Source organism: Rhodococcus sp. APC 3903 (assembly GCF_030407755.1).
Classification (GTDB): Bacteria; Actinomycetota; Actinomycetes; order Mycobacteriales; family Mycobacteriaceae; genus Rhodococcus_F; species Rhodococcus_F erythropolis.
Window position 1 is genome coordinate 1 of the sequence record NZ_JASDCV010000028.1, and the last position, 25,285, is coordinate 25,285.

Consider the following 25,285-nt stretch of genomic DNA (forward strand, 5'->3'; position numbering starts at 1 on the left):
ACGGAAACTCCTCCTGGATGTGTGGATGGATTGACTTGTCCGACTGGGGATTCAGACCTGGTCTTGATCACTCGGTGTCGATTCACATCGGTTGGGCACGACGAATCTCGACTTGATCGAGTGGGGGCTCGCCTACCGCGAGAAACCTCGGGGACTGCCGGTCGACGACCCCACGTCCCTCCGGTTCCACGTCATCTTGCGGGGATGGCCATCGGACTATGCCGCAAACTGATCGCTTCACAGGCGGCGACCTCGGCCATCGCCTTGTGTCACAGCCCTGCACCCGTGGAGTGCACCGACTTCCGAAGGCGCACTCCACGTTGCCTGGAAATTGACGAGATATCCGGACTCTGCGGGATCAGGACCCGAAGATATTGCCGAACAGATCGCCGAGGCTACCTCCATCTCCGGGGGTACCCGGATCGGTAGAGCCGGGAACCGTCAGCGCCTGCGGAGCAGAAGCCGAACCGATAAACCCTGCAGCGCCGCTGAATTCGGCGGTGATGCTGTACTCACCCGAATTGTTGAACGTGGTTGGGAGCGTCGCAACGCCGTTCACCACAGTGACGGGACCGCCGAGAGGGGCACTACCGATCTTGAATTGGACTGTACCGTTGGCATTGGCCGGATCGACCGTTGCTCTCAGCGTGACCGGGGTGCCTTTGGCAATCGTTCCAACCGCGTCGAGCGTGGTTGTGGATTGAACAGCGGCCGGCGGCGCATTGGTGACACTGACCGGGAATGCCGGTGCAACAGAACCTGACACACCTTGAGTGCCCGAATAACGTGCGACAACCTTATGGGTGCCGGTGCTGTCGAAATTGTACGGCGCGACCGCGGTGCCATCGGTGCCGACGGTACCGGAGACTGTGTTGTTGCCGTCGACGGTGAACTCCACGGTGCCACCCTGAACTGCCGGGGTGACCTGTGCGCGAAGATTGACGTCTTGTCCGACGTACGCCTCGTCCGGACTCGTCATCGTGAGGGTGGTGAGAGTGTCGTCGGTGCTGACATTGATGGTCTTGACCGACGACGTCGAGGCGATGAAACCAGCCGAACCGGAGAATGCCGCTGTGATCGAGTGGTCACCATCCGTGTCGAATGTGTGCGTAATCGAAGCTTTGCCGGCAGCGACGTCGACTGTTCCAAGTGAGGTTGCGCCGTCGAAGAACTCGACCGTCCCACCCGGCGCCGCAGGGGCGACGTTCGCGGTCAGGGTGACCTCCGCGCCGTTCTTTACAGCACCGGCAGCATCGATGGTGGTGGTGGTCTGCTTGTCGGCTTCGATGATATTGGTCGTAACCAACGGGCCTGCACCGGCGTTGAGTGACGAGGCTTCGTCGTCGCGCGGCGTACAACGGGTCGGCGCCCACGCGGTAATCACCAAAGTGGCTTTAGGAAGGAACGACAGAAAGTTCTTGTCGTTGTTCCACGTCCCGGAGTCGCCGCCAGTGCGCAATGTCATCTCGACCTTGCCCGATTCGCCGGCTCTGAGCCTCGCCTTGACCTGCGGCAACTTGAAGGTCGTGTTTTCGCCGCTGGTGGCCAAAGCGACGATGCCGCCCTCGCTACCGGTGCTCGTGTTGGGACCGTTTCCGATCGTGGCATTGTTGCCCGAGAGTCGGATGATTTTACCGGAGGGGTCAGGGTATCCGGATTCATTGATGCGCAGCACATTCGGCACCACACCACTGAGGCCGACGCTGGTGCCCGGAACGATCTCACCGCCCAGATACTCGGCATTCTGGGGAATATCTACGTCGATCTTGATGCGCGAAACACTCTTCACACTCGCACCCGAGACCGAATTAGGGACCGATATCGGCGGCGGTGTAATGATGACGTCAAACTCGTCACCGGCATTGACCGACGCTGGAGCCTCGGCGGACACCGTGGCCAACTGACTCATGGCGGTCGGCCCGGCTACCGCAGACGGCGTTGCCAGACATGACGACAGGAATGTGGTGTCGACGGTTTGAGCCTGCGCAGGTACTCCGGCGAACATTGTGACGCCGACGAGCGCTCCCACACCGATCGGTGTGACGAGTCGGCGAATCCTCTTCTTCTGCACGAATTCTCCTACGGATGAGTGGAAGTTATCGGGGTTGCCCCGCCTAAGGTTTCGGGGCGCTGCGTGCGCGCGCTCCGAACCTGGCTACGGGCGCGGAACTAGCTACCGAAGATGTCGGAGAGCGAACCCAAACTGCCGGTGCCGCCTTCGGGAGTGGTTGCGGTGGAGATACTGACGACGGTGGGGCCGGATACGGAGTCCTTCCAGTCGTCGCCGCCTGTGAAGACGGCCGTAACTGCGTAGGTACCTTCGGTTTCGAAGGTGTGCGAGGTGGTGGCGACACCGTCTACGACGGCGACGGGTGCACCGATCGGGGTGGTACCGACTTTGAACTGGATCATCCCGTTTGCGGTCGACGGAGCGACAGTTGCGGTGAATGTCATTGCGGTGCCTACCCTGGAGGATCCGGTGACGCCGAGGGCGGTGTTGGTGTCAGCGCGGTTGGGTTGGACTGCCGTGACGTTTACCGAGTACTGGGCAGATGTGGAATCGGTGAAACCGGGGGTTCCGAGGTACTTCGCGACCACTGTGGATGTTCCGACGGCGTCGAAGGTATGTGGGAGAACCGCGACACCGTCACCGGTACCTACGCTGGCAGTGCCAACCGGTACGCCGTCGACAGTGAACTCGACCTGACCGGCGCTGGGGATCGGACGCACGGTCGCCGAAAGGTTCGTCTCGACTCCAACCGTCGCCGTGACCGGCTCGAGGACCGTAGTGGTGGTGCCGAAGTCGGCGTCTGTGACGTTCAGTGCCGACGCGGTAGATGTAGAAGCGTTGAATCCGGCTTCGCTGGTGAAATCAGCTGTGAAGTTGTGCGAGCCTGCCTCGACGAAAGTGCGGGTGATCGTGGCCTGACCGTTCACGACTGCGACGGGTTCACCGACGTTGACGGAGCCGTCCTTGAACTGAATGGTGCCCACCGCGTCGGCGGGCGTGACGGTAGCCGCGATCGTGACGTCGGCGCCAACTACCGCGGTGGCCGGAGCGCTCAGTGTGGTCGTGGTGTCAGCAGTAACGTTCACGGTCGAGATTTCGGAGGTGGCGCCGTGGAATCCGGCTTCGCCGGTGAAGACTGCAGTGACGGCGTGCGCACCTACCGCATCGAACGTGTGCTGTGTAGATGCCGCACCACCCGATACTGTGACCGGTCCACCGATGTTGTCGTCGCCGTCCTTGAACTGGACGGTACCGACGGCGTTCGCAGGACCGACGTTGGCGCTGAGGTCGACCTGCTCACCTGTCTTTGCGTCGGTCGGGGCGGTCAGAGTGGCTGTAGTCGTCACATTCGGATCGACGACGCGCACCCCCGCACTGGAAGGGTTAGCGCCCGACTGCGAACCGAAGGCGTAGACATCGAACACGAAACCGGCATTGAAGTCGCCAAACGCCTGGGTAGTGGGGATTTGATAGGTTACGGCAAAATCACCTGATCGTAGTAGCCCTTGTTTCCCAGGATCGGCACCTTGCTGCAACCGCCGCCAGCGCAATAGGCCGTAATCCCCGCGGCGCCCCCGTTCGTGACTGACGACTCCCTGCTGACCGTGTGAGAGAGGTACTCGAAGCCGGCAGGCTGGATCTGCCGCATTCCGGTTATGTACCGGCCGATCCCGCCGGCACTCCAAATCTGTGAGGTCAAGGTGACGGTGTCGCCGGGGTGAACAACATTGACCCCCGGCTGCGTACGGTCGACCACGTTCCCGTTCACGGCGGTCAAGCTCAGGCTCCATCTGAGATTGTCCGCCGTCTTATCTCCCGACCACGCAGGCGGCGGTGGGGTCGAATCATCGGCGACGGCAGTGCCCGCACCGCTGAACATCAGCGTGATCGCGGCACCGGCCGCGATGACGGGTGTCGCAAGGCGACGGATCAAGGATTGGCGCATGGATACCTCCAGGTAGAACTACCAAGGTGGATGAAAATGTGATCTTCACGACATTACTGACGGGTAGCGTAGCCGTCGCAAACAGATTCTGGTGGGCGTTTTGAGAAGAATCTGAACATTCGTCCAATTTCGTGGTTGTGAGCGACATTTCTTCCGGTCGATCACGACTGGCTGGGCGCAGAGGGCCACCGGTGTCCCTATCGGCGCTGCCAGCAAGCTCGTGGTCCCTGCCCTGCAGACCGCTGCCATATGTCGAGTCGACGGAGCTACTGTGATCTTCGTAAGCGAAGGCAAGTGGTGACGGCTTCGGCGGGAGTTCATCTCCGGCGCGCGGCGGCGCTTCACCAGTTACCCGATCGCACACTGAAAGCACCTTCGCCGAACTGGCGATGTCAGGCCATCAGCCGATGCCGATGCAGAGCCGTTTCCCGGTCTCAGGTCGTGTCGGGTCGACGCTCAGGGCAGCTGAGAAATGCTCTCTGGGCCCTGGTGGGCGCCGAAGCCGCGCCCCACCGCTACAGAACCTTCGTGAAGATCTGCGCCGGCGCTGCCGTCTCGAGCTTGTCCAGCGCCTCAACCAACCTGACGAAGTGCTCGGTATGAGTGTGGGCGTCGAGGTGCTCCTGCGATTCCCATTCCTCCGCCAACACGAGCTCGCAGGGATTGTCGGTGCGCTGCAGTAACTCGTAATTGATGCAGCCGACCTCTTTTCGGGTCTCGGTGACAAGTTCGTCGTACAACCGAAGCACTTCCGCGAGATCGCCCTGCTCCACCGTTGTTGGCACCAACACCCTGATCACAAAGACTCTCCGATTCGACTGTCCTGCAATAGCCCGTCGGCCCGAAGTCTGCCGTAGACCTCCGACAGATCGACATTTCCGTTATGACTCGAAGTTTGCGGACAGGCGCAATATCTACGAAACACCCCCGATACCCGAGGTTCGTAGGGTTTGCCGAAGTCGGGCTCGCAATCAGCAGCGCAGCCCTGGGCCCGGGCGAGGGGTAAGCACATGAGTGGAAATGCAGTTCGCTTGCAAGCGATCAAGGACGTCGAGGCCTACACACCTCCGGTGGTCAGTTTCACCACCGACGAGACACCCGGCGAGGTGTTCGGTGCCAACGTCTTCAACAAGGTGGTCATGCAGAAGCGACTGCCCAAGCTCGTCTACAAGTCGGTGATGGCGACGATCGAGCAAGGCAAACCGCTTGATCCCATGGTCGCCGATGCGGTCGCGTCGGCGATGAAGGACTGGGCGTTGGAGAAAGGCGCAACCCACTACGCCCACGTCTTCTATCCACTGACCGGTTTGACGGCCGAGAAGCACGACAGCTTCCTCGAGCCGGTCGGCGACGGCAGTGCACTGGCGGAGTTCGCCGGCAAGACCTTGATCCAAGGTGAACCCGACGCTTCGAGTTTCCCGAACGGCGGGCTGCGCAACACATTCGAGGCTCGCGGATACACCGGCTGGGATGTCACGAGCCCGGCCTACGTTCTCGAAAACCCCAACGGCAACACACTGTGTATCCCGACCGTGTTCGTTTCGATGACCGGCGAAGCGCTCGACCACAAGACTCCCCTGCTGCGTTCACAACAGGCAATGGGTTTCCACGCCGAACGAATCCTGAAGTTGTTCGGCCACGACGACCCCGAGCACATCGTGTCGTTCTGCGGTCCCGAGCAGGAGTACTTCCTGATCGATCGACACTTCTTCCTCGCCCGCCCCGACCTCCTCAACGCCGGCCGAACACTCTTCGGCGCAAAGCCGCCCAAGGGCCAGGAGTTCGACGACCACTACTTCGGGGCGATCCCGGAACGTGTGCTCGGATTCATGATGGACACCGAGCGGGAACTGTTCAAACTCGGCATCCCCGCCAAGACACGGCACAACGAGGTTGCGCCCGGCCAGTTCGAAATCGCCCCGATGTTCGAGCGAGGCAACATCGCCGCCGACCACCAGCAGTTGCTGATGACCACCTTCAAAACCATCGCCAAGAAGCACGGCATGGAATGTCTGTTCCACGAGAAGCCGTTCGACGGTGTCAACGGCTCCGGCAAGCACGTCAACTTCTCGCTGGGCAACTCCGAACTCGGCAGTTTGCTTGTCCCCGGAGACAATCCGCATGACAACGCCCAGTTCCTCGTATTCTGCGCCGCAGTCATCCGGGCCGTCCACAAATACGCCGGCCTCCTGCGCGCGTCGGTCGCATCGGCAACCAACGATCACCGTCTCGGTGCCAACGAGGCTCCCCCGGCCATCATCTCGATCTTCCTCGGCGATCAACTGGCCGACGTCTTCGAGCAGATCGCCAAGGGCGCGGCAACATCGTCGAAGGACAAGGGCACCATGATGATCGGAGCCGACACCCTTCCCGTCCTGCCGACCGATCCGGGCGACCGCAACCGCACGAGCCCATTTGCCTTCACCGGCAACCGTTTCGAGTTCCGCGCACCAGGATCGCTGCAAACAGTCAACGGCCCGATGGTCACCATCAACACGATCATGGCCGAGGCCTTGGACTACATGGCCACCGAACTGGAGGCCGCGGTCGCCGACGGCGCGGATTTCGACACCGCCGTCCAGAATCTGCTCACCGAGATCATCACCAACCACGGTGCGGTTGTCTTCAACGGCGACGGTTACTCGGAGAACTGGCAGATCGAGGCCGAGTCTCGCGGTCTGCCGAACCTTCGCACGACGCTGGACGCCCTTCCTGAACTGATCACCGAGTCCTCGATGGAACTCTTCGAGAAGTACAAGGTCTTCAACCACCGAGAGATGCACAGTCGCTACGAGGTCGGACTCGAACAGTACGCACTGAGCATCGGCGTCGAGGCACGCCTGGCCGCCGAAATCGGTACGACGCTGATCCTTCCGGCTGCAGTGCGCCACCAGACGGAAGTTGCGCAGAACTTCGTCGCACTGAAGTCCGCCGGCCTCGAACCGGATTCAGCTCCGCTCGAAGAAGTGTCGGCGCCCGTTGCGGCTCTGCGCACAGCGCTCGCGGCCCTGCGCGCAGCAATCGACACCGACGCCGGCGAGTCGCCATTCGATCAGGCCAAGCACGCACAGGACGCACTCCTGCCCGCCATGGCAGAGGTACGTGCAGCGGCCGACTTCCTCGAAACCATCGTCGCCGACGATCACTGGCCACTCCCGACGTATCAGGAAATGCTCTTCATTCTCTGAGCATCACCGAAATCAACGCTCACAAAACTGTGGCCTGCAACTCGATCGAGTTGCAGGCCACAGTTGTCGAATCTTGCTCGGGCTAGCGGTCTTCCGGCATCGTGACTTCGAGGACGCGAGCCTCACCGGTGGTCGCGGGGTCAGGACGATCGCGCGAATCCGATGACGCCATCTGGAGTCCGTTCAAATCGGTCCGCATGTAGATGACGTTGTAACGGTCCCACGTGGTGGCGACGAATTCGAGGAACTGTCCGCTCGCCCACGGGTGCATGAATCCGCCGTACAACGCGGGCAACGTGATTCCACTCAACAGGGTCTGCGTACCACTCCACGGGCCTTGCGGTTGGTCGGCCTGACGGATCACCAGGTTGCCCTCGGCACTGGTGTACATGGCAACGTACTTGTTCAGGTAGTCGTTCCACTGCACGGCAAGTTCACTGACCGGTGCCTTGATGACCTGAACGGCATCGGTATCTCGCGGACTCCAACCGGAGCCGTCCCAGTATTCGTAGGCGCCGAGGTTTCTGATGTCGGCGCCGGCCACTCGCGCCAGGACCGCCTTACCGAAACGACCTGAGGGAGTTCCGTATTCGTACAGGTAACCATCGCGTCCGTCGAGGAAGGCGCTCTGCTGGAAGTTGGAATTGATCGGTGATACCGCCGGAATCCCCGGGATACCGAGTCCTTCTGTGTTCGCGCGAACCGTCGCCGGATCGAGCTCCCAGTTCTCGCCGTTGTCCGTGGAGAAAGCCAGAGCCGAGTAGTTGGTGGTCCAGGCTCCGGGTTCGTCCCACGACCGAACGGACATGAATCTGATGTACTGCACACCACCGTAAGAGATTCCAGCGGTCGGGATGGTGGTGAACTCGCCCGGAATGCCGAATCCCGGAATGATCTCCTTGGAATGATTGGGGCCGTCCAAAGGAGAACTGTCGATCTTCATGCCGTCGGCGATGGCGGTGTCGTTGCTGCGGAACAACACGTTGCTGCGCCAGTCGTCACCCGGGGTGTCGCAGTCGCCAACCGTATCGCCGAATGCCATCAGAACGTCGTGATCCGGCCCCGAAAGACCGTTGTCCCACATGATTCCGAGGTCGGTTCCCGACACGTTGAACCGCTCGATCGTGTTGTTGGGACTGCCTGGGCCAGTGACCATTTCGATCGCTTTGGTGCGGCCGGTCAGCACCGGCAGAGCACCGTTGGGCGCGCCGGTGATCCAGGGCAACGCGTTGGCGAGGGAGCCGGTACCGGCGGAACCACTGCCAAGTGATCCGGTCAGCGAACCGAGCGAACCCGTCATCGATCCGGCGGAACCACTTCCTCCCGACCCACACGGTCCGCCGATCGCCGACGCAGACGGTGCTGCGGCAATCGTCGCGGCAATCGTGACGACGCCTATCGACAACATCGCCGACATGGAGTGTTTATTACGCACGTGCAGCCCCTCTGATCATTTCGACTCCCGTTCGGACCACAGGCACAGTGATCCCCGACCGCAGAAGCAAACCATTTGGACTGTGTTAAGAGAGTGAAAGCTGAGCAAATTGTTATAAATCGCCCGTTCAACTGACACAAGTGACAGCTGTGTCCGATTTCACCTTCACAGGACAGTTGTCCGATACAGCAATAAAGGCGCCTAGTATGTAACGGAAATGTAAAAGAGTTCTCACAACGAGGTAGGTGAGCGGTGTCCGTACGTGACCGCGTAGCGCAGATTTACGATCAGGTTTTGGTTCGCAATGCAGGAGAGCCCGAGTTCCATCAGGCCGCCGCAGAGGTCTTCGAGTCTCTTCACGTAGTGCTCGAACGCCACCCCCGCTACGCCGACGCCGGACTCATCGAGCGGCTTTGCGAGCCGGAACGCCAGATCATCTTCCGCGTGCCGTGGACCGACGACCAGGGCAACGTTCACGTCAACCGTGGCTTCCGCGTGCAGTACAACAGTGCACTCGGCCCCTACAAGGGCGGCCTGCGCTTCCACCCCAGCGTCAACCTGGGCATCGTGAAGTTCCTCGGCTTCGAGCAGATCTTCAAGAACTCACTCACCGGCCTGCCCATCGGCGGCGGCAAGGGTGGCTCGGACTTCGATCCCAAGGGCCGCTCCGACGCAGAGGTCATGCGCTTCTGTCAGTCCTTCATGACCGAACTGCAGCGTCACATCGGTGAATACACCGACGTTCCGGCCGGCGACATCGGCGTCGGCGGTCGCGAGATCGGCTACCTGTTCGGTCAGTACAAGCGGCTGACCAACACGTACGAGTCGGGCGTCCTCACCGGCAAGGGCATCACCTGGGGCGGATCGCAGGTTCGCACCGAGGCCACCGGCTACGGCGTCGCGTACTTCGTCGCCGAAATGCTCAAGGCAAAGGGTGAAGGCCTCGAAGGCAAGAACGTCGTGATCTCCGGATCCGGCAATGTCGCCATCTACGCAATCCAGAAGATCCACCAGCTCGGCGGCGTCGCGATCGCCTGCTCGGATTCCTCGGGATACATCGTGGACAAGAAGGGCATCGATCTCGACCTCCTCAAGGAGATCAAGGAAGTTCGCCGCGGCCGCATCAGCGAGTACGCCGACGCAGTTCCGCATGCCGAGTTCATCGCCGATGGTTCCATCTGGGACGTGCCGTGCGACGTCGCACTCCCCTGCGCGACTCAGAACGAGCTCGACGAAGATGCCGCAAAGACCTTGATCGCCAACGGCGTTCAGGCCGTTGCCGAAGGCGCGAACATGCCCACCACCCCCGGCGGCATCCAGCTCTTCCGTGACGCGAACGTAGCCTTCGCGCCCGGCAAGGCGGCCAACGCCGGTGGCGTCGCAACCTCCGCCCTCGAAATGCAGCAGAATGCTTCGCGTGATTCCTGGAGCTTCGAGTACACCGACGAGCGTCTCGCCGGAATCATGCGCGGCATTCACAAGCGCACCATCAACACCGCTGCCGAGTACGGAAAGCCGGGCGACTACGTGCACGGCGCGAACATTGCCGGCTTCGTGAAGGTGGCCGACGCCATGATTTCGCTGGGCGTCATCTAGAGATTTCCGCAATACAGACAGCAGTACAAAAAGGGGTGATTTCACCCTGAACCGGTTCCCGTACATCGGACTGGTCGAATCAATACCTAGGCCTCGAGGGCCCTGGGTCCGCGAGGACCCAGGGCCCTCGAGCTTGATCTGAGCAAATCGCCCGCGACGAGCCCCGTAGGCGCCGGCAATGATCCCAGACGGAACTCGTGGTGTCCTCCGAATCCGTTTTCCGCTCTGACGTCGAAAAACACCGTAAGTGGACGATTGTTTAGGTCCGCAGCGCGTGGGGCATATGGACTTATCTTCACATTTGTCCATTTCACAGTTGGACGATCGTTCATGTGGTAGAAATCACAACGCCTGGCGCAATTCGATCCGCAAATTTCAGCGGCGAGTATGTCCCCGAACAAGGCCTCAGCGTGTACCCCGCTTCGTAACGCGCCGAGCCTCCGGGTGCCTGTGCCAGGCGACGCACCTGTCTAGAGGAGGCCACCCATGTCCCCAGCGCTGCTGAACAACCCGGGACCGCTCATGTTGGGAGGCAAGCCCGCCTCCACAGCGGTCAACGACGTCATCCCACTGGCAAGCGATCTCGTAGATCACCTGTCCCGTGCCAACCCGACGTTGACTTCCCTCCAAACGGAGGCAGTTCGTCGGGAACTGATTGCGGTGATCGTGCAGGGGCTCCAAGTGGGGATCCAGCTGCTGGATCACCGCAAACTTCCCACCGACCAAGAGTTGGACGGCATTCACACGATGACCGTCCAACAAGCATTGAAAGGCGTGCCACTCAGCGCGATCCTCAACTTGACCAACGAGGGCATCAGCACTTTTCGCACCCTCATCCTCAGCCGGGCCGACGCCGAGGACTCCGCCAATCTCGGGGATCTCAACGAGTTCTTGTTCGCACTCGCGCAGCGGCTTCACTCGTTCATCTCGATCAGCTATCTCTCGGCTCTTCCAGCTGGCTCCCAACTCGGGGAATACTCCGCCGGCGCTCTCGTGAAAGCCATGCTGGACGGCGACGATCCCACCCAGCTTGCGTTGCAGATGGGCGTTGAACTCGCACCCCGCTATCTCGTCCTGCGGCTCCTGGTGAACCTGCCGCCCATCCGCCCGGGAGCACGCAACGGCAACCACCAGCGCATACAGGCCTACCGTGACCTCTCCGTCGCTCAATCGAAAATCGCGGCCCACTTCGGGTCGGCGCTGCTCGAAGCTCCTGCACCGCAACGTGGTCTGGTCCTGATCGAGGGCACACCCGACTGGGGAACAGTGTGCGAGGTCATCCAACGTGCACGCGCAACGGTCGGGGTGGAGATCACAGCAATCGCCGAGAACGCCGCGGTACGAGATATCGCCGCCGCCCAAGCAACCACTCACGAATTGGCGCAACTCGTGCGGCGCCTGAGACTGCCGGCGCGGTCGTACCGAATGGAAGACCTCGCGCTCGAGTATCAACTCACTCGGGGTGGCGCAGGCCGCGACAGCTTGATCAATCTTCTAAGGCCACTCGACGGCAATCCGGAACTGCTGCAGACATTGTCCATACATCTCGCCAACGGCCAGCATCGTCAGCGCACCGCGTCGGCGCTCGGCCTGCACACCAACACCGTCGACAATCGAATCAAGCGCATCGCAACCCTGACCGGATTGGATCCGGCCCTGCCCTCTGAACTGCTCAAACTGCGCGCTGCCATGATCTCTCTGACTTTCGCAAGCACTGATGTGGACAATCGTCCAGCGAAAATGTGAACACTCACATCCTCGCTATTAGCTGTCCACGTGTGGCGCCTGGACCCCACTTTTCCGCTCCGAACCGGGCTATAAAAGTGTGGTGCGAATCACCGCGCAAACCAGTAACAATTAAGGGGAAACACATGATCAACGGCCAGGATAACGCTCTCCTCGGTGCCTTCTTCGACACCATCCTGCAGCTCTTCAACGCGGGCAGCACCGGCACGGGTTCGACGGATGGCGGCGGCGTCTCCTAGGACGAATCTCGGGCCCTGTGCGAGAGAATCTCTCGCGCAGGGCCCGCTCCAAGCCGCCTGACACTGTGATGGCGGTGACCACGGTGACCACCACGTCGCCACCGCTGAAACCAGGAGCAAGCACATGATCGCCGCACCAACCACAGGCGCTTTGGCCGTCGTCATGAACACCGTCCTACAGATGTTCAACGCCGGCAGCAGTTTCCTCTACACCAACAACTCTCCGATTGGCGGCGGCGGCGAAACTCCCACGACGCCTGCTCCCTGATCGACTTACCCGCTCGCATCACAAAGTCGCGGCACAGACAGGAACCACCGTGATAAACCAGCACACCCTGGGCAGCCTGGTCATCGACTTCGGCTCACTCTCCCGAGCACTCGGCTTCGGCAACGGCTCTATCGTGTCGCTCGGCAGCACCGGAAGTGGCTGAAACAGCCCGCCTGACCACGTCGACGAACCCGTCGCCGCTCACCTTGCTCACCACATCTCGAAACAGAAAGCAGGTCCCCCTGTGCCTACAATTCCGCTCACCGGCGACCCCATCGTCATCAACATCATCGTCCAGCTACTGAGCGCGGGTAGCAGCAATGCGCTCGCATTGGGCGGGGTCGGTAGCAGCGGTCTCGGCAGCACCGGGCTCGGCAGCTTCGACTCGGCGAGCCTCGGAAGCGCTGCTTAGGACCTCACTTGTGATCGGTGTTCGATCCGCGTCTTCGGCCGCCGAAACAGTCCACGAAACCCACGTTGCCCTCCGTCATCTGTGACGGAGGGCAACGTGGTCGTTCAGGCGAAACGGCTCGCGGTTGGGCGATCCGGCCGTCGGCCTTACTGTCTCGGCGATCGAAGAGTTGGAATCAACGCCAATCTTCCGGTGGATCGGTCTCGTCGTGCTCGATGGTCACGGACTCCGAACGATCGTCAGCCGCAGCCTTTTTCGCTGCTTCACGCATCTCGATTCCGTCGGACACCCAGTCACCGATCTCGCGCGTCACGTCTCGAACAGCCCCGGCGATGATCATCGCGATGGAGCCCACGTGGTTGGCTGCACTTTCGGTCAGTTCCTGGACCGTGTCCTTGCGGCGTTCGAATTTCCCGACCATCAGTGTGTGCCTCTCAGGCTGCAGTTCGCTGGCGCTCGACGATAACACCGGGAGGGGTCTTCGACTTGACCAAACCGGGCGGAAGAGCGAGCTTGAAGATCTTGCCCCATACCGAACCGATCTGCTTGAAGAACCCACCGGTGTTGTACGGCAAACCGTACTTCCCACACAATTCTTTCACCTGGGGAGCGAGTTCCGGATAACGATGCGCAGGCAGGTCCGGGAACAGGTGGTGCTCGATCTGGTGCGAGAGGTTGCCGGACATGATGTGGAAGAGCGGGCTTCCCTCGATGTTGGCGCTGCCGAGCATCTGACGCACGTACCACTGACCACGAGTCTCGTCGGCCGTCTCGTCCTCGGTGAAGCTCTGTACGCCGGTGGGGAAATGGCCACAGAAGATGATCGAGTACGTCCACACGTTTCGGACCAGGTTGGCGGTGACGTTCCCCGCGAGAGTGGTCACGAACAGCGGCCCCGTCAGAACCGGGAAGATGACGTAGTCCTTGAGGACCTGCTTGCCCGCCTTGTTCCACCAGCCCTTCAGAAGCGGCTTGACGTCGTGCCACTTGCGTTTGCCCTGGATGACGTTCTCGATCTCGAGATCGTGCATCATCACACCCCACTCGAAGAGCATCATCAAGGCAAAGGCCCAGACCGGATTACCGAGGTAATAGGGGTTCCACTTCTGCGCGTCGTCGATACGCAGGATGCCGTATCCGATGTCACGGTCTTTGCCGAGAATATTGGTGTACGTGTGATGCATGTAGTTGTGCGAGTGGCGCCACTGGTCGGCCGGGCACACCGTATCCCATTCGAAGACTTCGGAATTGAGCCCGGGTTCCCGCATCCAGTCATATTGACCGTGCATGACGTTGTGGCCGATCTCCATGTTGTCGAGAATCTTCGACACACTCAGCGCACCGACTGCCGCGAGCCACACCGGCGGTAGGAATCCGAGGTACATCAGGCCGCGACCTGCGACCTCGAACCCGCGCTGAGCCTTGATGATCTTGTAGATGTACTCCCGGTCTTCGGCCCCAAGCGAAGCGACGGTGCGATCACGCAATGCGTCCAACTCGCGGCCGATCTCCTCGACCTGCTCGTACGTCAGGACGACGGGAGCGTCGTCCTTCGCATCGGAACCGTTGCCGAGGAACGGAAGGGTGGGAAGTGAAAGTCCAAACATGTCGGTCTCCAGACAGTCGTGTGGAAAATGGGACTTCAGATGTCGACGGTGACGTCGCCGACGGGAGCGCTGACGCACAGCTGGATCTTCTTGTCCGGCTCGTCGTCTGTCTCACCGGTGCGCACGTTTCGGGTACGACCCGCCTTCTTGACGGAGGTGCAGGAGAAGCAGATTCCCATCCGGCATCCGTATTCGGGATTGAGGCCCGCAGCTTCTGCTTGTTCGAGAAGTGTTTCGCCGGAGTTCTCGGCCGCCACCCCACTTTTGGTGAATGACACCTCGCCGCCGGCCTCACCCGGCTCGGCCACCGCCGGCGCGAACTCCTCGGTATTGAGCAAGTGCTCGACGTCGACCTCACGGAACACCTCACGCACTCCCCGCATCAGACCGGGAGGCCCGCAGAGATAAGCCTGGGCGTCGATCGTGTCCGGATCGGCGATCCACGGAGCCACGGCGTCGAGGTGCCCGCGATCGAAGAAACCTTCGAGGTCACCTCCACCGCTTTCGGTGTACACGAGTACCAGTTTCACGTTCGGGTTCTGCTCGGCGATGGTCTTCAGCGCGCGCGTGTATGCCACGTCGGCATCGGTGTTCGCGTAATGCACGAACACGATCTCGCCCGAGTGCTCCTCCTCCACCAGCGTCCGAAGCATCGACATGACCGGGGTGATTCCACTGCCGCCACTGATCAACAACACCCGACGCGGGCGGTCGACGGGAAGGGAGAACACACCGTCTGCCTGCGAGAGGCTGACAACGAGTCCAGGTGCCGCGTTGGCGTACAGATACTGCGACACCAGGCCACCGGGATGCGCTTTCACGGTGAGCTCGATCAGCCCGTTGCGCGTAGACGCGCCGCCGGCCGGCGAGTAGCAGCGAGTGTGACGAACACCGTCGATCACCACGCCCAACTGCACGAACTGGCCCGCCTGAAAACCGCGCCACTGGCGAGTCGGGCGCAGCGTCAGAGTGACGGAGTCAGCGGTCGGATGGTCGACGGCGACAACCTGCGCGCGGATGTCACGAACGGTCGCCATCGGGTTGACCAACTCGAGGTACCGATCGATCTGATGTGGAGCAGCCATGGCTTCGATCAGTCCCACCAAGGACAGTCCGCGCCGAGGTGTGGACTTCGGTGTCGTGTTCTCAGGAGCAGATGCGATTGTCATGACCCTCCTCGTACTTCGATTGCCGGGTGTACCGATTGCTGGGCTAGCTTCCCCCGACTGCGTGAATTCAGTGTACAAATGTTCACCGAAGATAGTGTGACAGGTGCATACAAGTACATGTCAACAAGAATGTGATCCGAGTTACACGAGTTGCCGAAAGGAGCCGGAATGCCTGTACCTACACTCGACGTCGTGACGAAGGCCGGACCGGTGAACCCAGAGCGCAGGGAACCCGACAACAGGGAGCCGGAAAGTCGTGCCGCAAAGAAGGAACGCACACGCCAAGCGCTCCTGGACACTGCCATGGACCTCTCGGCCGATCGGGGCTTCGCCGGAATCAGCTTGCGAGAGGTAGCCAGGGAAGCCGGGATCGTTCCGACTGCGTTCTACCGCCACTTCGCTTCACTGGAGGACGTCGGTGTCGTCCTCGTCGAAGAGAGCATGCGCATGTTGCGCCAGATGCTGCGCGACGCAAGGCGTAATCCCAGCACCAAGGACGCCGCTACGTCACTGGGCATCCTTGTGCGACAAGTGCATACACACGAGCGACAGTTTCGGTTCCTCTGCCGCGAACGCTACAGCGGCGTCAGTGAGGTACGACGTGCGATAGCCACTGAAATGCGGTTGTTCGTCAGCGAACTGACCATCGACCTCTCCAGAATTGCCGGACTGGAAAGCTGGTCGTCGGACGATCTGGAAATGGCTGCCGACCTGATCGTCTCGACGATGTTCAGCGCTGTCGTCGAACTGCTGGACGCCGGGACGGCCGGGTATCGCGACGAAGCCGCCGTCATCACACGAGCCGAGAAGCAACTGCGAGTCATCATGCTCGGAATGGCCACCTGGAATCCACCTCGAAACTGACCTCGGGTTCACCTTTTCGACGTACGGTGAGAGTCATGTCTTCCACGAGTACATACGAAATCCCCGTTGGCGACCTCACCTTCGACGTACTGATCTCGGGCCCGGACGACGGCATTCCGCTGGTAGCGCTGCACGGCTTCCCGGAGAGCGCCGCATCCTGGGGCAAGGTCACACCACTGCTCACCGCGGCGGGATACCGTGTGATCGCACCGAATCAGCGCGGATACTCCGCCGGCGCGCGCCCCGAAGGGGTGGATGCCTACAAGATCGAGCACCTGGTAGCCGACGTCGTCGGATTGCTCGACGCACTCGGCCTGTCCGACGCGCATCTGGTCGGCCACGACTGGGGTTCGGCGGTCGCCTGGCAGGTCGCCGGTCGCCATCCGAACCGGATCCGCAGCCTGACAGCCATCTCGGTCCCCCACCCCACTGCCTTCGGTTGGGCACTCCGCGAGGACGAGGACCAGAAGCAACGCTCGTCGTACATCGGACTTCTCCGACGGGAGGGCAAAGCCGAGGAAGTGTTGTCGGAGGACAACTTCCGCCGGCTGCGCGCCATGTTCGACGGCCAGATCGATCCTGAATTCGCCGACGAGCACATTCGTGTCCTGAGCGGGGAGGGCGCGCTCACCGGCGCCTTGAACTGGTACCGCGCGATGACTCGCGACTTCGGCGACATCGATCGCACCACCGTGCCGACCACGTATGTCTGGAGCACCGGCGACACAGCGCTCGGCCGCGCAGGCGCAGAACGCTGTGGTGAATTCGTGGACGCTCCCTACGAGTTCGTCGTGCTCGACGGCGGAAGTCACTGGATTCCGGAAGAGCGAGCCGAAGAGTTGGCCGAGGCAATCCTCGCACGTGCAGGATCCTGATCGTCGCGACGAATTCGGCTCTATGTATGTTGTCATACATAGAGCCGAATTGATTCCACCACCAGGAGTTCTGCGATGACCGAGACCGTTGCACCACCCCATCCGTTCGACACCGCTGTCGGATTGACGCCACTCACGGCCGGCTTGTCGACCGGCGAAACCAATCCGGCGTACAACAACATGGTCGGGCCGTTCGGCGGCGTCACCGCTGCCACATTGCTCGAATCTGTACTGAAGCACCCCGAACGCCTCGGCGATCCGCTGTCGTTGACCGTCAACTTTGCCGGTCCGATCACCGAGGGCGCCTTCGAGATCTCCGCCCGGCCGGTGCGTACCAACCGCTCGACGCAGCACTGGTCCATCGAACTGTCTCAGGACGGAACCGTCGCCACTACCGCGACGGCAGTGTTCGGTACCAGGCGTGAAACCTGGTCGTCTACCGAGATCACGATGCCGGAAGTTCCGTCGGCCGAAAACGTTGCGCTGCTGCCGTTCCCCGAGTTCATCGCCTGGGCACAGAACTACGAGATGCGCTTTGTCGAAGGTGCGATCCCCGATCTGGAGTCGGGCGAGCACCCCGACTCGACCACGACGCTCTGGGTGCGCGATCAACCGGCACGCGCTCTCGACTTCACGTCGCTGACCGCACTGTGCGATGTCTTCTTCCCACGAGTCTTCTTGCGCCGAGGCAAGATGGCTCCGGCCGGAACGGTCTCGATGACCATCTACTTCCACGCCGACGCTCAGACGCTGACCGAACAGGCAGACAATTCCGTCCTGGGAACGGCGCGGACCCAACGGTTCGGAAACGGATACTTCGATCAGTCGGCCGAAATTTGGGGCAGTGACGGCGCATTGCTCGCTACGACACACCAGTTGGTCTACTTCAAGGATTGACGGGGATCGCACTGTCCCCTTCCGGCGCCTTCACCATCGACAATGCGGCAAGGCCGACGCCGAGAACCACCAGCAGCCCGATGATGCCGGCACGGTCTGCACCGAAGAGCCAAGCGAACAGGCCGAACAGTGTCGGCGCCAAGAACGACACTGCTCGGCCTGTGGTCGCATACAGGCCGAACATCTGACCTTCACGCCCAGGCGGGGTGATGCGTGCCAAGAAGGTTCGTGCCGAAGACTGAGCGGGCCCGACGAACAGGCAGAGCGCGAGACCGAAGATCCAGAACATCACCGGCCCGGACACCGCGATCAATATCGCGCCGACCACGATCATCGACGCCAGCGAGACGGTGATGACCTGTTTGGGTCCGATCCGATCGTCGAAGCGTCCGGCCACCAATGCACCGATTGCGGAAATCACGTTGGCGGCAACACCGAACAGCAGGACGTCGGCCGCACTGATTCCGTAGACGTTGACAGCCAACACGGCTCCGAAGGTGAACACACCCGCCAGACCGTCACGAAAGAGTGCGCTCGCGATCAGGTACCAGATCGTGCGCCTGTCGACGTTCCAGAGTTCGCGCAGATCGCGCCACAACACCCGATAGGAGTCCAGGAACCCGGCCTTGGACGCTCCCGGATCGACCGCGGGGCTGGGCAACTCGGGAACCTTGAAGAACACCGGAATCGCGAAGACCGCGAACCACACTGCAGCCAGCAGTGCCACCATCCGGATGTTCATGCCGCCGTCGGTGGTCAATCCCAGGAATCCCCGAGTGTCGCCGTCGCCGACGATGAACCCGAAGTAACACAGCAACAGCAGCACGATTCCGCCGAAATATCCCATGGCCCAGCCGAAGCCGGAGACTCGTCCCAGATTCTCCGGTGTCGACACCTGCCGCATCATGGCGTTGTACGGCACGCCGGCCAGTTCGAAAATCACCGAACCGATTGCGAGCAGAACCAATCCGAGCCACAGGTAGCGGTAGTTGTCCTCGACGAAATAGAGACCCGCCATCGAGAGCACGGTGATGCCGGTGAGTATCGCGAGTGAGAGTTTGCGTTTACCCGACGCATCGAAACGCTGTCCGGTGATCGGGGCGAGTATCGCGATGAAGAAGCCGGCGATTCCGAGAGCCCAACTGAGCCACGTAGTTGCCGAAATCGTGCCGGGCAGGTCGTCGCCGACCGCGTCGGTGAGATAGACCGAGAAGACGAACGTGAGGATCACGGCGTTGAATGCTGCCGATCCCCAATCCCACAGCCCCCACGCGAACACTTGACTCTTCGTGGCCGCACCACCGATGCCTGCGGGTGGCTCGGCCTGCATGCTCGTGGACTCGGCGCTCATACGGCGAAGCCTAACTGCGCGCGGGCGACTCGGCGCCTCTCTCCGAAGTCGACATACAAGACGTTCTATGCAACAAAGTTAGTACGCACTTAGTTGCATACGCACCTGAGTGCATAGATACTTTTTCCATGGCACTCGAACATGCGTTGCTCGTCTCCCTGTCCGAACAGGATGCGTCGGGATACGACCTCACACGCCGGTTCGACAAGTCGATCGGCTTCTTCCACAGCGCGACGCACCAGCAGATCTACCGAGTCCTCAAGCGAATGGACGAGGCAGGCTGGGTGGAGGTGGAGGCCATCGCGCAGGACGGCCGCCCGGACAAGAAGATGTACCGCGTCAGCGACGCGGGTCGCGCCGAACTGACCCGATGGATCGCCGAGCCGTCCGAACCGAACCACCTGCGCAACGAGTTGGCCATCAAGATCAGGGCCGCAGCGCACGCCGATCTCCCCGCTCTACGACGCGAAGTCGCTCGCCACCGCGACGGCCACGCCGCCCGCCTCGACGTCTACCGACTCATCGAAAAGCGTGACTTCCCCAATCCAGCAGCACTTTCCGGCTCTTCACTGCACCAGTACCTGGTACTTCGCGGCGGTATCCGCGTCGAAGAAGGATTCACCGACTGGTGCCAGGAAGTTCTGGACGCATTGCCCACTGGCGAGTACGCCATCGAAGACACCGGCGAGTACGCCACGGAAGGACATCTTCAGTCATGACGGATACACAGTTCCCCCGCCTGCTCGAACCGCTCGACCTCGGATTCACGACGCTGAAGAACCGCGTCGTCATGGGATCGATCCACACCGGCCTCGAAGATCGCGCGAAGGACACCGACCGCTTGGCCGAGTACTTCGCCGAACGTGCTCGTGGCGGTGTCGGCTTGATCATCACCGGCGGCTACGCGCCCAACCGCACCGGTTGGCTCTTGCCCTTCGGTGCCAAGCTGACCAACCGCATCGAAGCGCGCCGTCACCGCCGGATCACCAAGGCGGTTCACGACGCGGGCGGAAAGATCGCCATGCAGATCCTGCACGCCGGCCGCTACAGCTACCAGCCTTTCAGTGTCTCCGCGTCGTCGATCAAGGCGCCCATCAACCCGTTCCGTCCGCGCAAGCTGACCGGCCGTGGGGTGCGTTGGCAGATCCGCAACTACGTTCGCTGCGCGCGCCTGGCCAAGTCCGCGGGTTACGACGGCGTCGAAATCATGGGCGGTGAGGGCTACTTCATCAACCAGTTCCTCTGCGAGCGCACGAACAAGCGCACCGACCAGTGGGGCGGCAGTTCCGAGAACCGTCGACGCATGGCAGTCGAAATCGTGCGACGCACACGCAAGGCTGTCGGCCCGAACTTCATCATCGTGTTCCGGCTGTCGATGGCAGATCTGGTCGAGGGCGGTCAGACCTGGGATGAAATCGTCTCACTGGCAAAGGAAGTCGAAGCCGCCGGCGCCACGATCATCAACACCGACATCGGGTGGCACGAGTCACGGGTGCCCACCATCGTCACCTCGGTTCCCCGAGCAGCCTTTGTCGACATCACCGGCAAACTCGAGAAGCACGTCGACATTCCGGTAGCCGCCTCGAATCGGATCAACATGCCCGAGACTGCCGAAGAGATCCTCAACCGCGGTGACGCACAATTGATTTCGATGGCCAGGCCGATGCTCGCCGATCCTGACTGGGTAAACAAGGCCGAGAGAGGAGCGTCCGACGAGATCAACACGTGCATTGCCTGCAACCAGGCCTGCCTCGACCACGCCTTCGTTCACAAGCAGGTCTCCTGCCTGCTCAACCCGCGCGCGGGCCGCGAAACCACACTGATCCTCTCCCCCACTCGGCGGACCAAGAACCTCGCCGTCGTCGGTGCCGGTCCTGCCGGACTTTCCGCAGCACTCAATCTTGCTCAGCGTGGTCATTCGGTCACGTTGTTCGAGGCTTCGGACAAGATCGGCGGACAGTTCGGGATCGCACAGCTCATTCCGGGTAAGGAAGAGTTCGCCGAAACCATTCGCTACTACACCCGCATGCTGGACGTGGCCGGAGTGACGGTCAAGCTCGAAACCCGCGTCGCACCGGCAGATCTCATCGGATCCTTCGACGAAGTGGTGGTTGCCACCGGCGTGACACCGCGCGTTCCCAAGATCCCCGGCATCGAGAACTCGAAGGTGCTGACCTACGCCGAGGTCGTCCGAGAGGGCAAGCCCGTCGGCAAGTCCGTCGCCGTCATCGGCGCCGGCGGCATCGGCGTCGACGTGAGCGAATTCCTCACGCACCCCACTTCCCCCACTCTTCATCTCAAGGAGTGGAAGCAGGAATGGGGCGTCACCGAACCCGAAATGGCCCCGGGCGCTCTAACCACTCCGGTACCGGAGCTCTCCGAGCGGGAGGTCTACCTCCTCCAACGCAAGCCAGGACGCATCGGCGCCGGCCTCGCGAAGACCACCGGCTGGGTCCATCGGGCGGCCCTCAAGAACAAGGGCGTCCACGAGCTCTCGGGCATCAACTACGAGCGCATCGACGACGCCGGCCTGCACATCACCTTCGGTGAGAAGCACGAGAAGCCCCGACTTCTCGAGGTCGACACCATCGTCATCTGCGCCGGGCAGGAGTCGGTTCGCGATCTCGTGGACGAACTGACCGTCGCGGGCGTGGTGACCCACATCATCGGCGGCGCCGACGTGGCAGGAGAACTCGACGCCAAGCGTGCCATCGAACAGGGCACACGACTGGCCGCGAAGATCTGACCGGCTACGCTGACTGATCGTGAGCCTGCCGACACCCACAACCACAGCCCGCGCCGTAGTGACCGGCGCCTCCTCCGGCATCGGAGAGGCACTGGCCGCTGATCTGGCATCACGCGGACATTCCCTGATCCTCGTTGCCCGTCGTGGCGAGGTCATGGAGGTCCTCGCCGAGAAGCTTCGCGCCGCGCACGGCGTCGAGGTGGAGGTCCGTGCATCGGACCTCTCCGACAGCGCGGCGCGTGCCGTTCTGGTCGAGGAACTCGGTGGCCGCGACATCAGCATCCTGTGCAACAACGCCGGTATCGCCACCTTCGGGCCGATCGCCGAGCTGGACCCGGCATACGAGCGCGACCAGGTCGAGCTCAACGCCGTTGCAGTGCACGATCTCACGCTGGCCGTGCTGCCCGGCATGCTCGCACGCAAGTCCGGAGCCATCCTGATGGTCGGGTCCGCGGCCGGAAACATGCCGATCCCCAACAACGCGACGTACGCCGCCACGAAGGCGTTCGTGAACACCTTCGCGGAATCGTTGCGAGGTGAACTCAAGGGCACCGGAGTGAACGTCACCCTGCTCGCCCCAGGCCCAGTACGCACCGAAACCCCGGACCCGGCCGAAGCGTCGATCGTCGACAAGCTCGTCCCGGACTTCTTCTGGATCTCGAGCGAGTACACCGCCAAGGTCTCGCTCGACGGCCTGGCCGAGAACAAGATGCGCGTCGTACCGGGCATCTTGAGCAAGGCGATGTCCGTCGCGGGCGGCTACAGCCCGCGTGCCGTCGTTGCGCCCATCGTGGGCACGTTCTACAAGAAGCTCGGCGGCTGATTCACGCAAACTTCTCAGAGCAGGCCATAGCAGACCATATAGTCGGTTAATGGCGATGCGAAGAACACTGGCAGTCGGGGCAATCCTTCTTTTGACCGGAGGGTTGCCCTTACTGCTGCCCACGGCAGCGAATGCATGTTCGTGCGCATCATCGGCTACCCCGGAAGAAGCCGTGAGCGTCTCCAGCACCGTTTTCCTCGGGACTCCGACGGAGAAAACTTCGGACGGGTTCGAGGACACCTACCTGTTCGACGTCAGCCGGGTCTACAAAGGCGATCTGGCATCGGTGACGTCGGTGGGGACACTCGCGAACGGGAACGGTTGTGGCACAAGATACGTGCTCGGCACCGAGCAGCTGATGTTCGTTTCTGCGCCGTACGACGTCGACGCCGAGCACGAGGGGCACAGCTGCGGGCCGGCTACCGAAACCGGGTTCGACATCCAAGCGGCGGTCGAGTCCGTGTACGGCGCCGGTTACGCCCCGAGTGCCGGCGGAACTCCGTCCGTTGGTGTGTCCGCCGACAGATCGGCGGTCATCGGCGGAGGCGCCGCGGTGGCATTGCTCGCGGTGCTCGGTTGGTTCGGATGGAAGCGCCGGCGAGCACAGTGATTCGACAGGCACAGTGATTCGAGCCCCGTCAGGGCCGCGTCAACCTCGTTCGGCGGCGCGTCAAGTAAGCGTCAAGAACCGCCCCACCGGTGATCTTCGGGAGTAGATCTGAAGGTAGCCCGCAACACGGCGGGTCACCTTCAGGAGATCGACGTGACGCTACTCGAAATCTTCCCCTCCCTACGCGGCGCAATGACACCACGTATGGATCCTGCGTTGTGGCCCATCAGCACTCGCCACGACCACAGCGGGCGTGTCTGCATCGGCGACGTCTCCCTCGAAGAGATCGCGGACCAGTACGGCACACCGACGTACGTCGTCGACGAGGCGGACGTGCGGCACCGCTGCCGCACGTATCGAGAGATCTTCCCCGACTCGGAGATCGTGTACGCCGGCAAGGCACTGATGATTCGAGCGATGGCTACCTGGGTCTCCGACGAGGGACTCGGGGTGGATGTCTGTTCCGCCGGTGAACTCGCCGTCGCGCTTGCCGCGGGCGTGGACCCCCACCGAATCATCCTGCACGGCAATGCCAAATCGGTTTCCGAACTGAGGGCGGCGGTCAACGCGGGTGTCGGCCGGATCGTCCTCGACTCCCCCAGCGAAGCGGTACGGCTCGCGTCGGTGTGTACCCACCGACAGAAGGTGTTGATCAGAGTCACACCCGGCATCGACATACACGGACACAAGGCAGTGTCCACAGGCATCTTGGACCAAAAGTTCGGCCTACCAGCGTTTTCCGAAGAACTGGAACGTACGGTATCCGTCGTCGCCAACGCGACGCACCTGCAACTCATCGGCCTGCATTGCCATCTCGGCTCCCAGATCACCGATCCCGAACTCTTCCGCCCCGCGATCGAGACGATGATCGCACAGATGGACGACATACGACGCACGCATCGAATCATCCTCACCGAACTCGATCTCGGCGGTGGCCATGGGATCGCATACATGCCGGGAGACGCCCAACTGGATCTGACCCGCCTCGCTCACGTCATCGACGAAACTCTCGACGACGCGTGCACCCGAAACCGCTTCCCTCGCCCCGAAATCGTGCTCGAGCCTGGCCGAGCGATCGCCGCGCGCGCCGGAGTCACGCTCTATCGCGTACAGAACATCAAGTCGATCAGCGGCGGTCGAACCTTCGTTTCCGTCGACGGTGGGATGAGCGACAACCCTCGGGTGTCGTTGTACGACAGCCACTACGACGTCGAATTGGTGAACCGGCATTCGAGCGCACCGCTCCAGGAAGTCACCGTCGCCGGGCGGCACTGCGAATCGGGCGACGAAATCGCCGTCGGAGCAAGGCTTCCCGCCGACCTACATGAAGGTGACCTGTTGGCAGTGCCGTGTACGGGCGCATACCACCACAGCATGGCCTCCACTTACAACAGCGTCGGCCGGCCACCGGTCGTCGCTGTGCTGGGCGGGATTGCGCGGCCATTGATCAGGCGTGAATCGATCAACGACCTATTAGCCCGCGAGGTCGGCATCTGACCTCGC

General features: G+C 61.8%; 22 protein-coding genes. 13 read left to right on the forward strand and 9 right to left on the reverse strand.

Annotated features, from left to right (window positions below; genetic code table 11):
- Nucleotides 1–358: 358 nt before the first annotated feature.
- From QMA15_RS28070 to QMA15_RS28085, 4 genes are all read right to left on the reverse strand, one after another.
- On the reverse strand, nt 359–2,071 hold the full coding sequence (locus tag QMA15_RS28070; RefSeq protein ID WP_290287594.1) for an Ig-like domain-containing protein: 1,713 nt from the start codon (nt 2,069–2,071) through the stop codon (nt 359–361).
- 98 nt (nt 2,072–2,169) lie between these two features.
- Nucleotides 2,170–3,435 (reverse strand): Ig-like domain-containing protein, encoded by a 1,266-nt coding sequence (locus QMA15_RS28075; RefSeq protein WP_290287596.1) that lies wholly within the window; start codon nt 3,433–3,435, stop codon nt 2,170–2,172.
- Nucleotides 3,436–3,485: 50 nt separating this feature from the next.
- Nucleotides 3,486–3,956: a hypothetical protein gene (locus QMA15_RS28080; protein WP_290287598.1), complete on the reverse strand. Its 471-nt coding sequence runs from the start codon at nt 3,954–3,956 to the stop codon at nt 3,486–3,488.
- Nucleotides 3,957–4,471: 515 nt separating this feature from the next.
- Nucleotides 4,472–4,741: a putative quinol monooxygenase gene (locus QMA15_RS28085; RefSeq protein WP_223257903.1), complete on the reverse strand. Its 270-nt coding sequence runs from the start codon at nt 4,739–4,741 to the stop codon at nt 4,472–4,474.
- A 225-nt stretch (nt 4,742–4,966) separates the two neighbouring features.
- On the opposite strand from QMA15_RS28085, the gene QMA15_RS28090 reads away from it, so the two are divergent.
- Entirely contained in the window at nt 4,967–7,144 is a 2,178-nt protein-coding gene (locus QMA15_RS28090) for a glutamine synthetase III (protein WP_019749120.1), read from the forward strand.
- Nucleotides 7,145–7,226: 82 nt separating this feature from the next.
- Here QMA15_RS28090 and QMA15_RS28095 read toward each other — a convergent pair whose 3' ends face one another.
- Nucleotides 7,227–8,561 carry a DUF4185 domain-containing protein gene (locus QMA15_RS28095; protein WP_029255687.1) on the reverse strand — a complete coding sequence of 445 codons (1,335 nt, stop codon included), beginning with the start codon at nt 8,559–8,561 and terminating at the stop codon, nt 7,227–7,229.
- 270 nt (nt 8,562–8,831) lie between these two features.
- Here QMA15_RS28095 and gdhA point away from each other — a divergent pair, with 270 nt between their 5' ends.
- The 4 genes from gdhA (at nt 8,832) to QMA15_RS28115 (ending at nt 12,840) form a co-directional block, all read left to right on the forward strand.
- Nucleotides 8,832–10,175 (forward strand): NADP-specific glutamate dehydrogenase, encoded by a 1,344-nt coding sequence (gene gdhA / locus QMA15_RS28100; RefSeq protein WP_003945368.1) that lies wholly within the window; start codon nt 8,832–8,834, stop codon nt 10,173–10,175.
- A 486-nt stretch (nt 10,176–10,661) separates the two neighbouring features.
- Nucleotides 10,662–11,921, forward strand: a complete 1,260-nt coding sequence (locus QMA15_RS28105) for a helix-turn-helix domain-containing protein (protein WP_019749122.1) — start codon at nt 10,662–10,664, stop codon at nt 11,919–11,921.
- A gap of 363 nt (nt 11,922–12,284) precedes the next feature.
- On the forward strand, nt 12,285–12,428 hold the full coding sequence (locus QMA15_RS28110; protein WP_256064257.1) for a hypothetical protein: 144 nt from the start codon (nt 12,285–12,287) through the stop codon (nt 12,426–12,428).
- 244 nt (nt 12,429–12,672) lie between these two features.
- Nucleotides 12,673–12,840: a hypothetical protein gene (locus QMA15_RS28115; RefSeq protein WP_003945367.1), complete on the forward strand. Its 168-nt coding sequence runs from the start codon at nt 12,673–12,675 to the stop codon at nt 12,838–12,840.
- A gap of 175 nt (nt 12,841–13,015) precedes the next feature.
- Here QMA15_RS28115 and QMA15_RS28120 read toward each other — a convergent pair whose 3' ends face one another.
- Genes QMA15_RS28120 through QMA15_RS28130 form a run of 3 tightly spaced genes read right to left on the reverse strand, consistent with a single transcriptional unit; the run spans nt 13,016 to nt 15,616 of the window.
- Entirely contained in the window at nt 13,016–13,261 is a 246-nt protein-coding gene (locus tag QMA15_RS28120; protein ID WP_019749125.1) for a hypothetical protein, read from the reverse strand.
- 13 nt (nt 13,262–13,274) lie between these two features.
- The gene (locus QMA15_RS28125; protein WP_020908255.1) at nt 13,275–14,447 is read right to left on the reverse strand and encodes an acyl-CoA desaturase; all 1,173 of its coding nucleotides are present in this window, start codon (nt 14,445–14,447) and stop codon (nt 13,275–13,277) included.
- A 35-nt stretch (nt 14,448–14,482) separates the two neighbouring features.
- The gene (locus QMA15_RS28130) at nt 14,483–15,616 is read right to left on the reverse strand and encodes a ferredoxin reductase (RefSeq protein ID WP_021344756.1); all 1,134 of its coding nucleotides are present in this window, start codon (nt 15,614–15,616) and stop codon (nt 14,483–14,485) included.
- Between the two features lie 168 nt (nt 15,617–15,784).
- Between QMA15_RS28130 and QMA15_RS28135 the strand changes: the two genes are divergently transcribed.
- The 3 genes from QMA15_RS28135 (at nt 15,785) to QMA15_RS28145 (ending at nt 18,252) form a co-directional block, all read left to right on the forward strand.
- Nucleotides 15,785–16,480, forward strand: a complete 696-nt coding sequence (locus QMA15_RS28135; protein ID WP_003945327.1) for a TetR family transcriptional regulator — start codon at nt 15,785–15,787, stop codon at nt 16,478–16,480.
- A gap of 35 nt (nt 16,481–16,515) precedes the next feature.
- Nucleotides 16,516–17,355, forward strand: a complete 840-nt coding sequence (locus QMA15_RS28140; protein WP_019749128.1) for an alpha/beta hydrolase — start codon at nt 16,516–16,518, stop codon at nt 17,353–17,355.
- Nucleotides 17,356–17,430: 75 nt separating this feature from the next.
- Nucleotides 17,431–18,252, forward strand: a complete 822-nt coding sequence (locus tag QMA15_RS28145; protein WP_021333443.1) for a thioesterase family protein — start codon at nt 17,431–17,433, stop codon at nt 18,250–18,252.
- Here QMA15_RS28145 and QMA15_RS28150 read toward each other — a convergent pair.
- Nucleotides 18,242–19,603, reverse strand: a complete 1,362-nt coding sequence (locus QMA15_RS28150; RefSeq protein ID WP_046378786.1) for an MFS transporter — start codon at nt 19,601–19,603, stop codon at nt 18,242–18,244. The two genes, QMA15_RS28145 and QMA15_RS28150, sit on opposite strands and share 11 nt — an antisense overlap.
- A 128-nt stretch (nt 19,604–19,731) precedes the next feature.
- On the opposite strand from QMA15_RS28150, the gene QMA15_RS28155 reads away from it, so the two are divergent.
- The 5 genes from QMA15_RS28155 to lysA all read left to right on the forward strand — a co-directional run bounded on the left by QMA15_RS28155 (nt 19,732) and on the right by lysA (nt 25,279).
- Nucleotides 19,732–20,322 carry a PadR family transcriptional regulator gene (locus QMA15_RS28155; protein WP_020970016.1) on the forward strand — a complete coding sequence of 197 codons (591 nt, stop codon included), beginning with the start codon at nt 19,732–19,734 and terminating at the stop codon, nt 20,320–20,322.
- Nucleotides 20,319–22,349 carry an NADPH-dependent 2,4-dienoyl-CoA reductase gene (locus tag QMA15_RS28160; RefSeq protein WP_290287611.1) on the forward strand — a complete coding sequence of 677 codons (2,031 nt, stop codon included), beginning with the start codon at nt 20,319–20,321 and terminating at the stop codon, nt 22,347–22,349. The genes QMA15_RS28155 and QMA15_RS28160 overlap by 4 nt, the downstream gene beginning before the upstream one ends.
- Nucleotides 22,350–22,368: 19 nt before the next feature.
- Nucleotides 22,369–23,172 (forward strand): mycolate reductase, encoded by an 804-nt coding sequence (gene cmrA, locus QMA15_RS28165; RefSeq protein WP_019749133.1) that lies wholly within the window; start codon nt 22,369–22,371, stop codon nt 23,170–23,172.
- A 172-nt stretch (nt 23,173–23,344) separates the two neighbouring features.
- Nucleotides 23,345–23,782 (forward strand): hypothetical protein, encoded by a 438-nt coding sequence (locus QMA15_RS28170; RefSeq protein ID WP_046378788.1) that lies wholly within the window; start codon nt 23,345–23,347, stop codon nt 23,780–23,782.
- A 153-nt stretch (nt 23,783–23,935) separates the two neighbouring features.
- The gene (gene lysA / locus QMA15_RS28175) at nt 23,936–25,279 is read left to right on the forward strand and encodes a diaminopimelate decarboxylase (protein ID WP_046378789.1); all 1,344 of its coding nucleotides are present in this window, start codon (nt 23,936–23,938) and stop codon (nt 25,277–25,279) included.
- Nucleotides 25,280–25,285 lie beyond the last annotated feature (6 nt).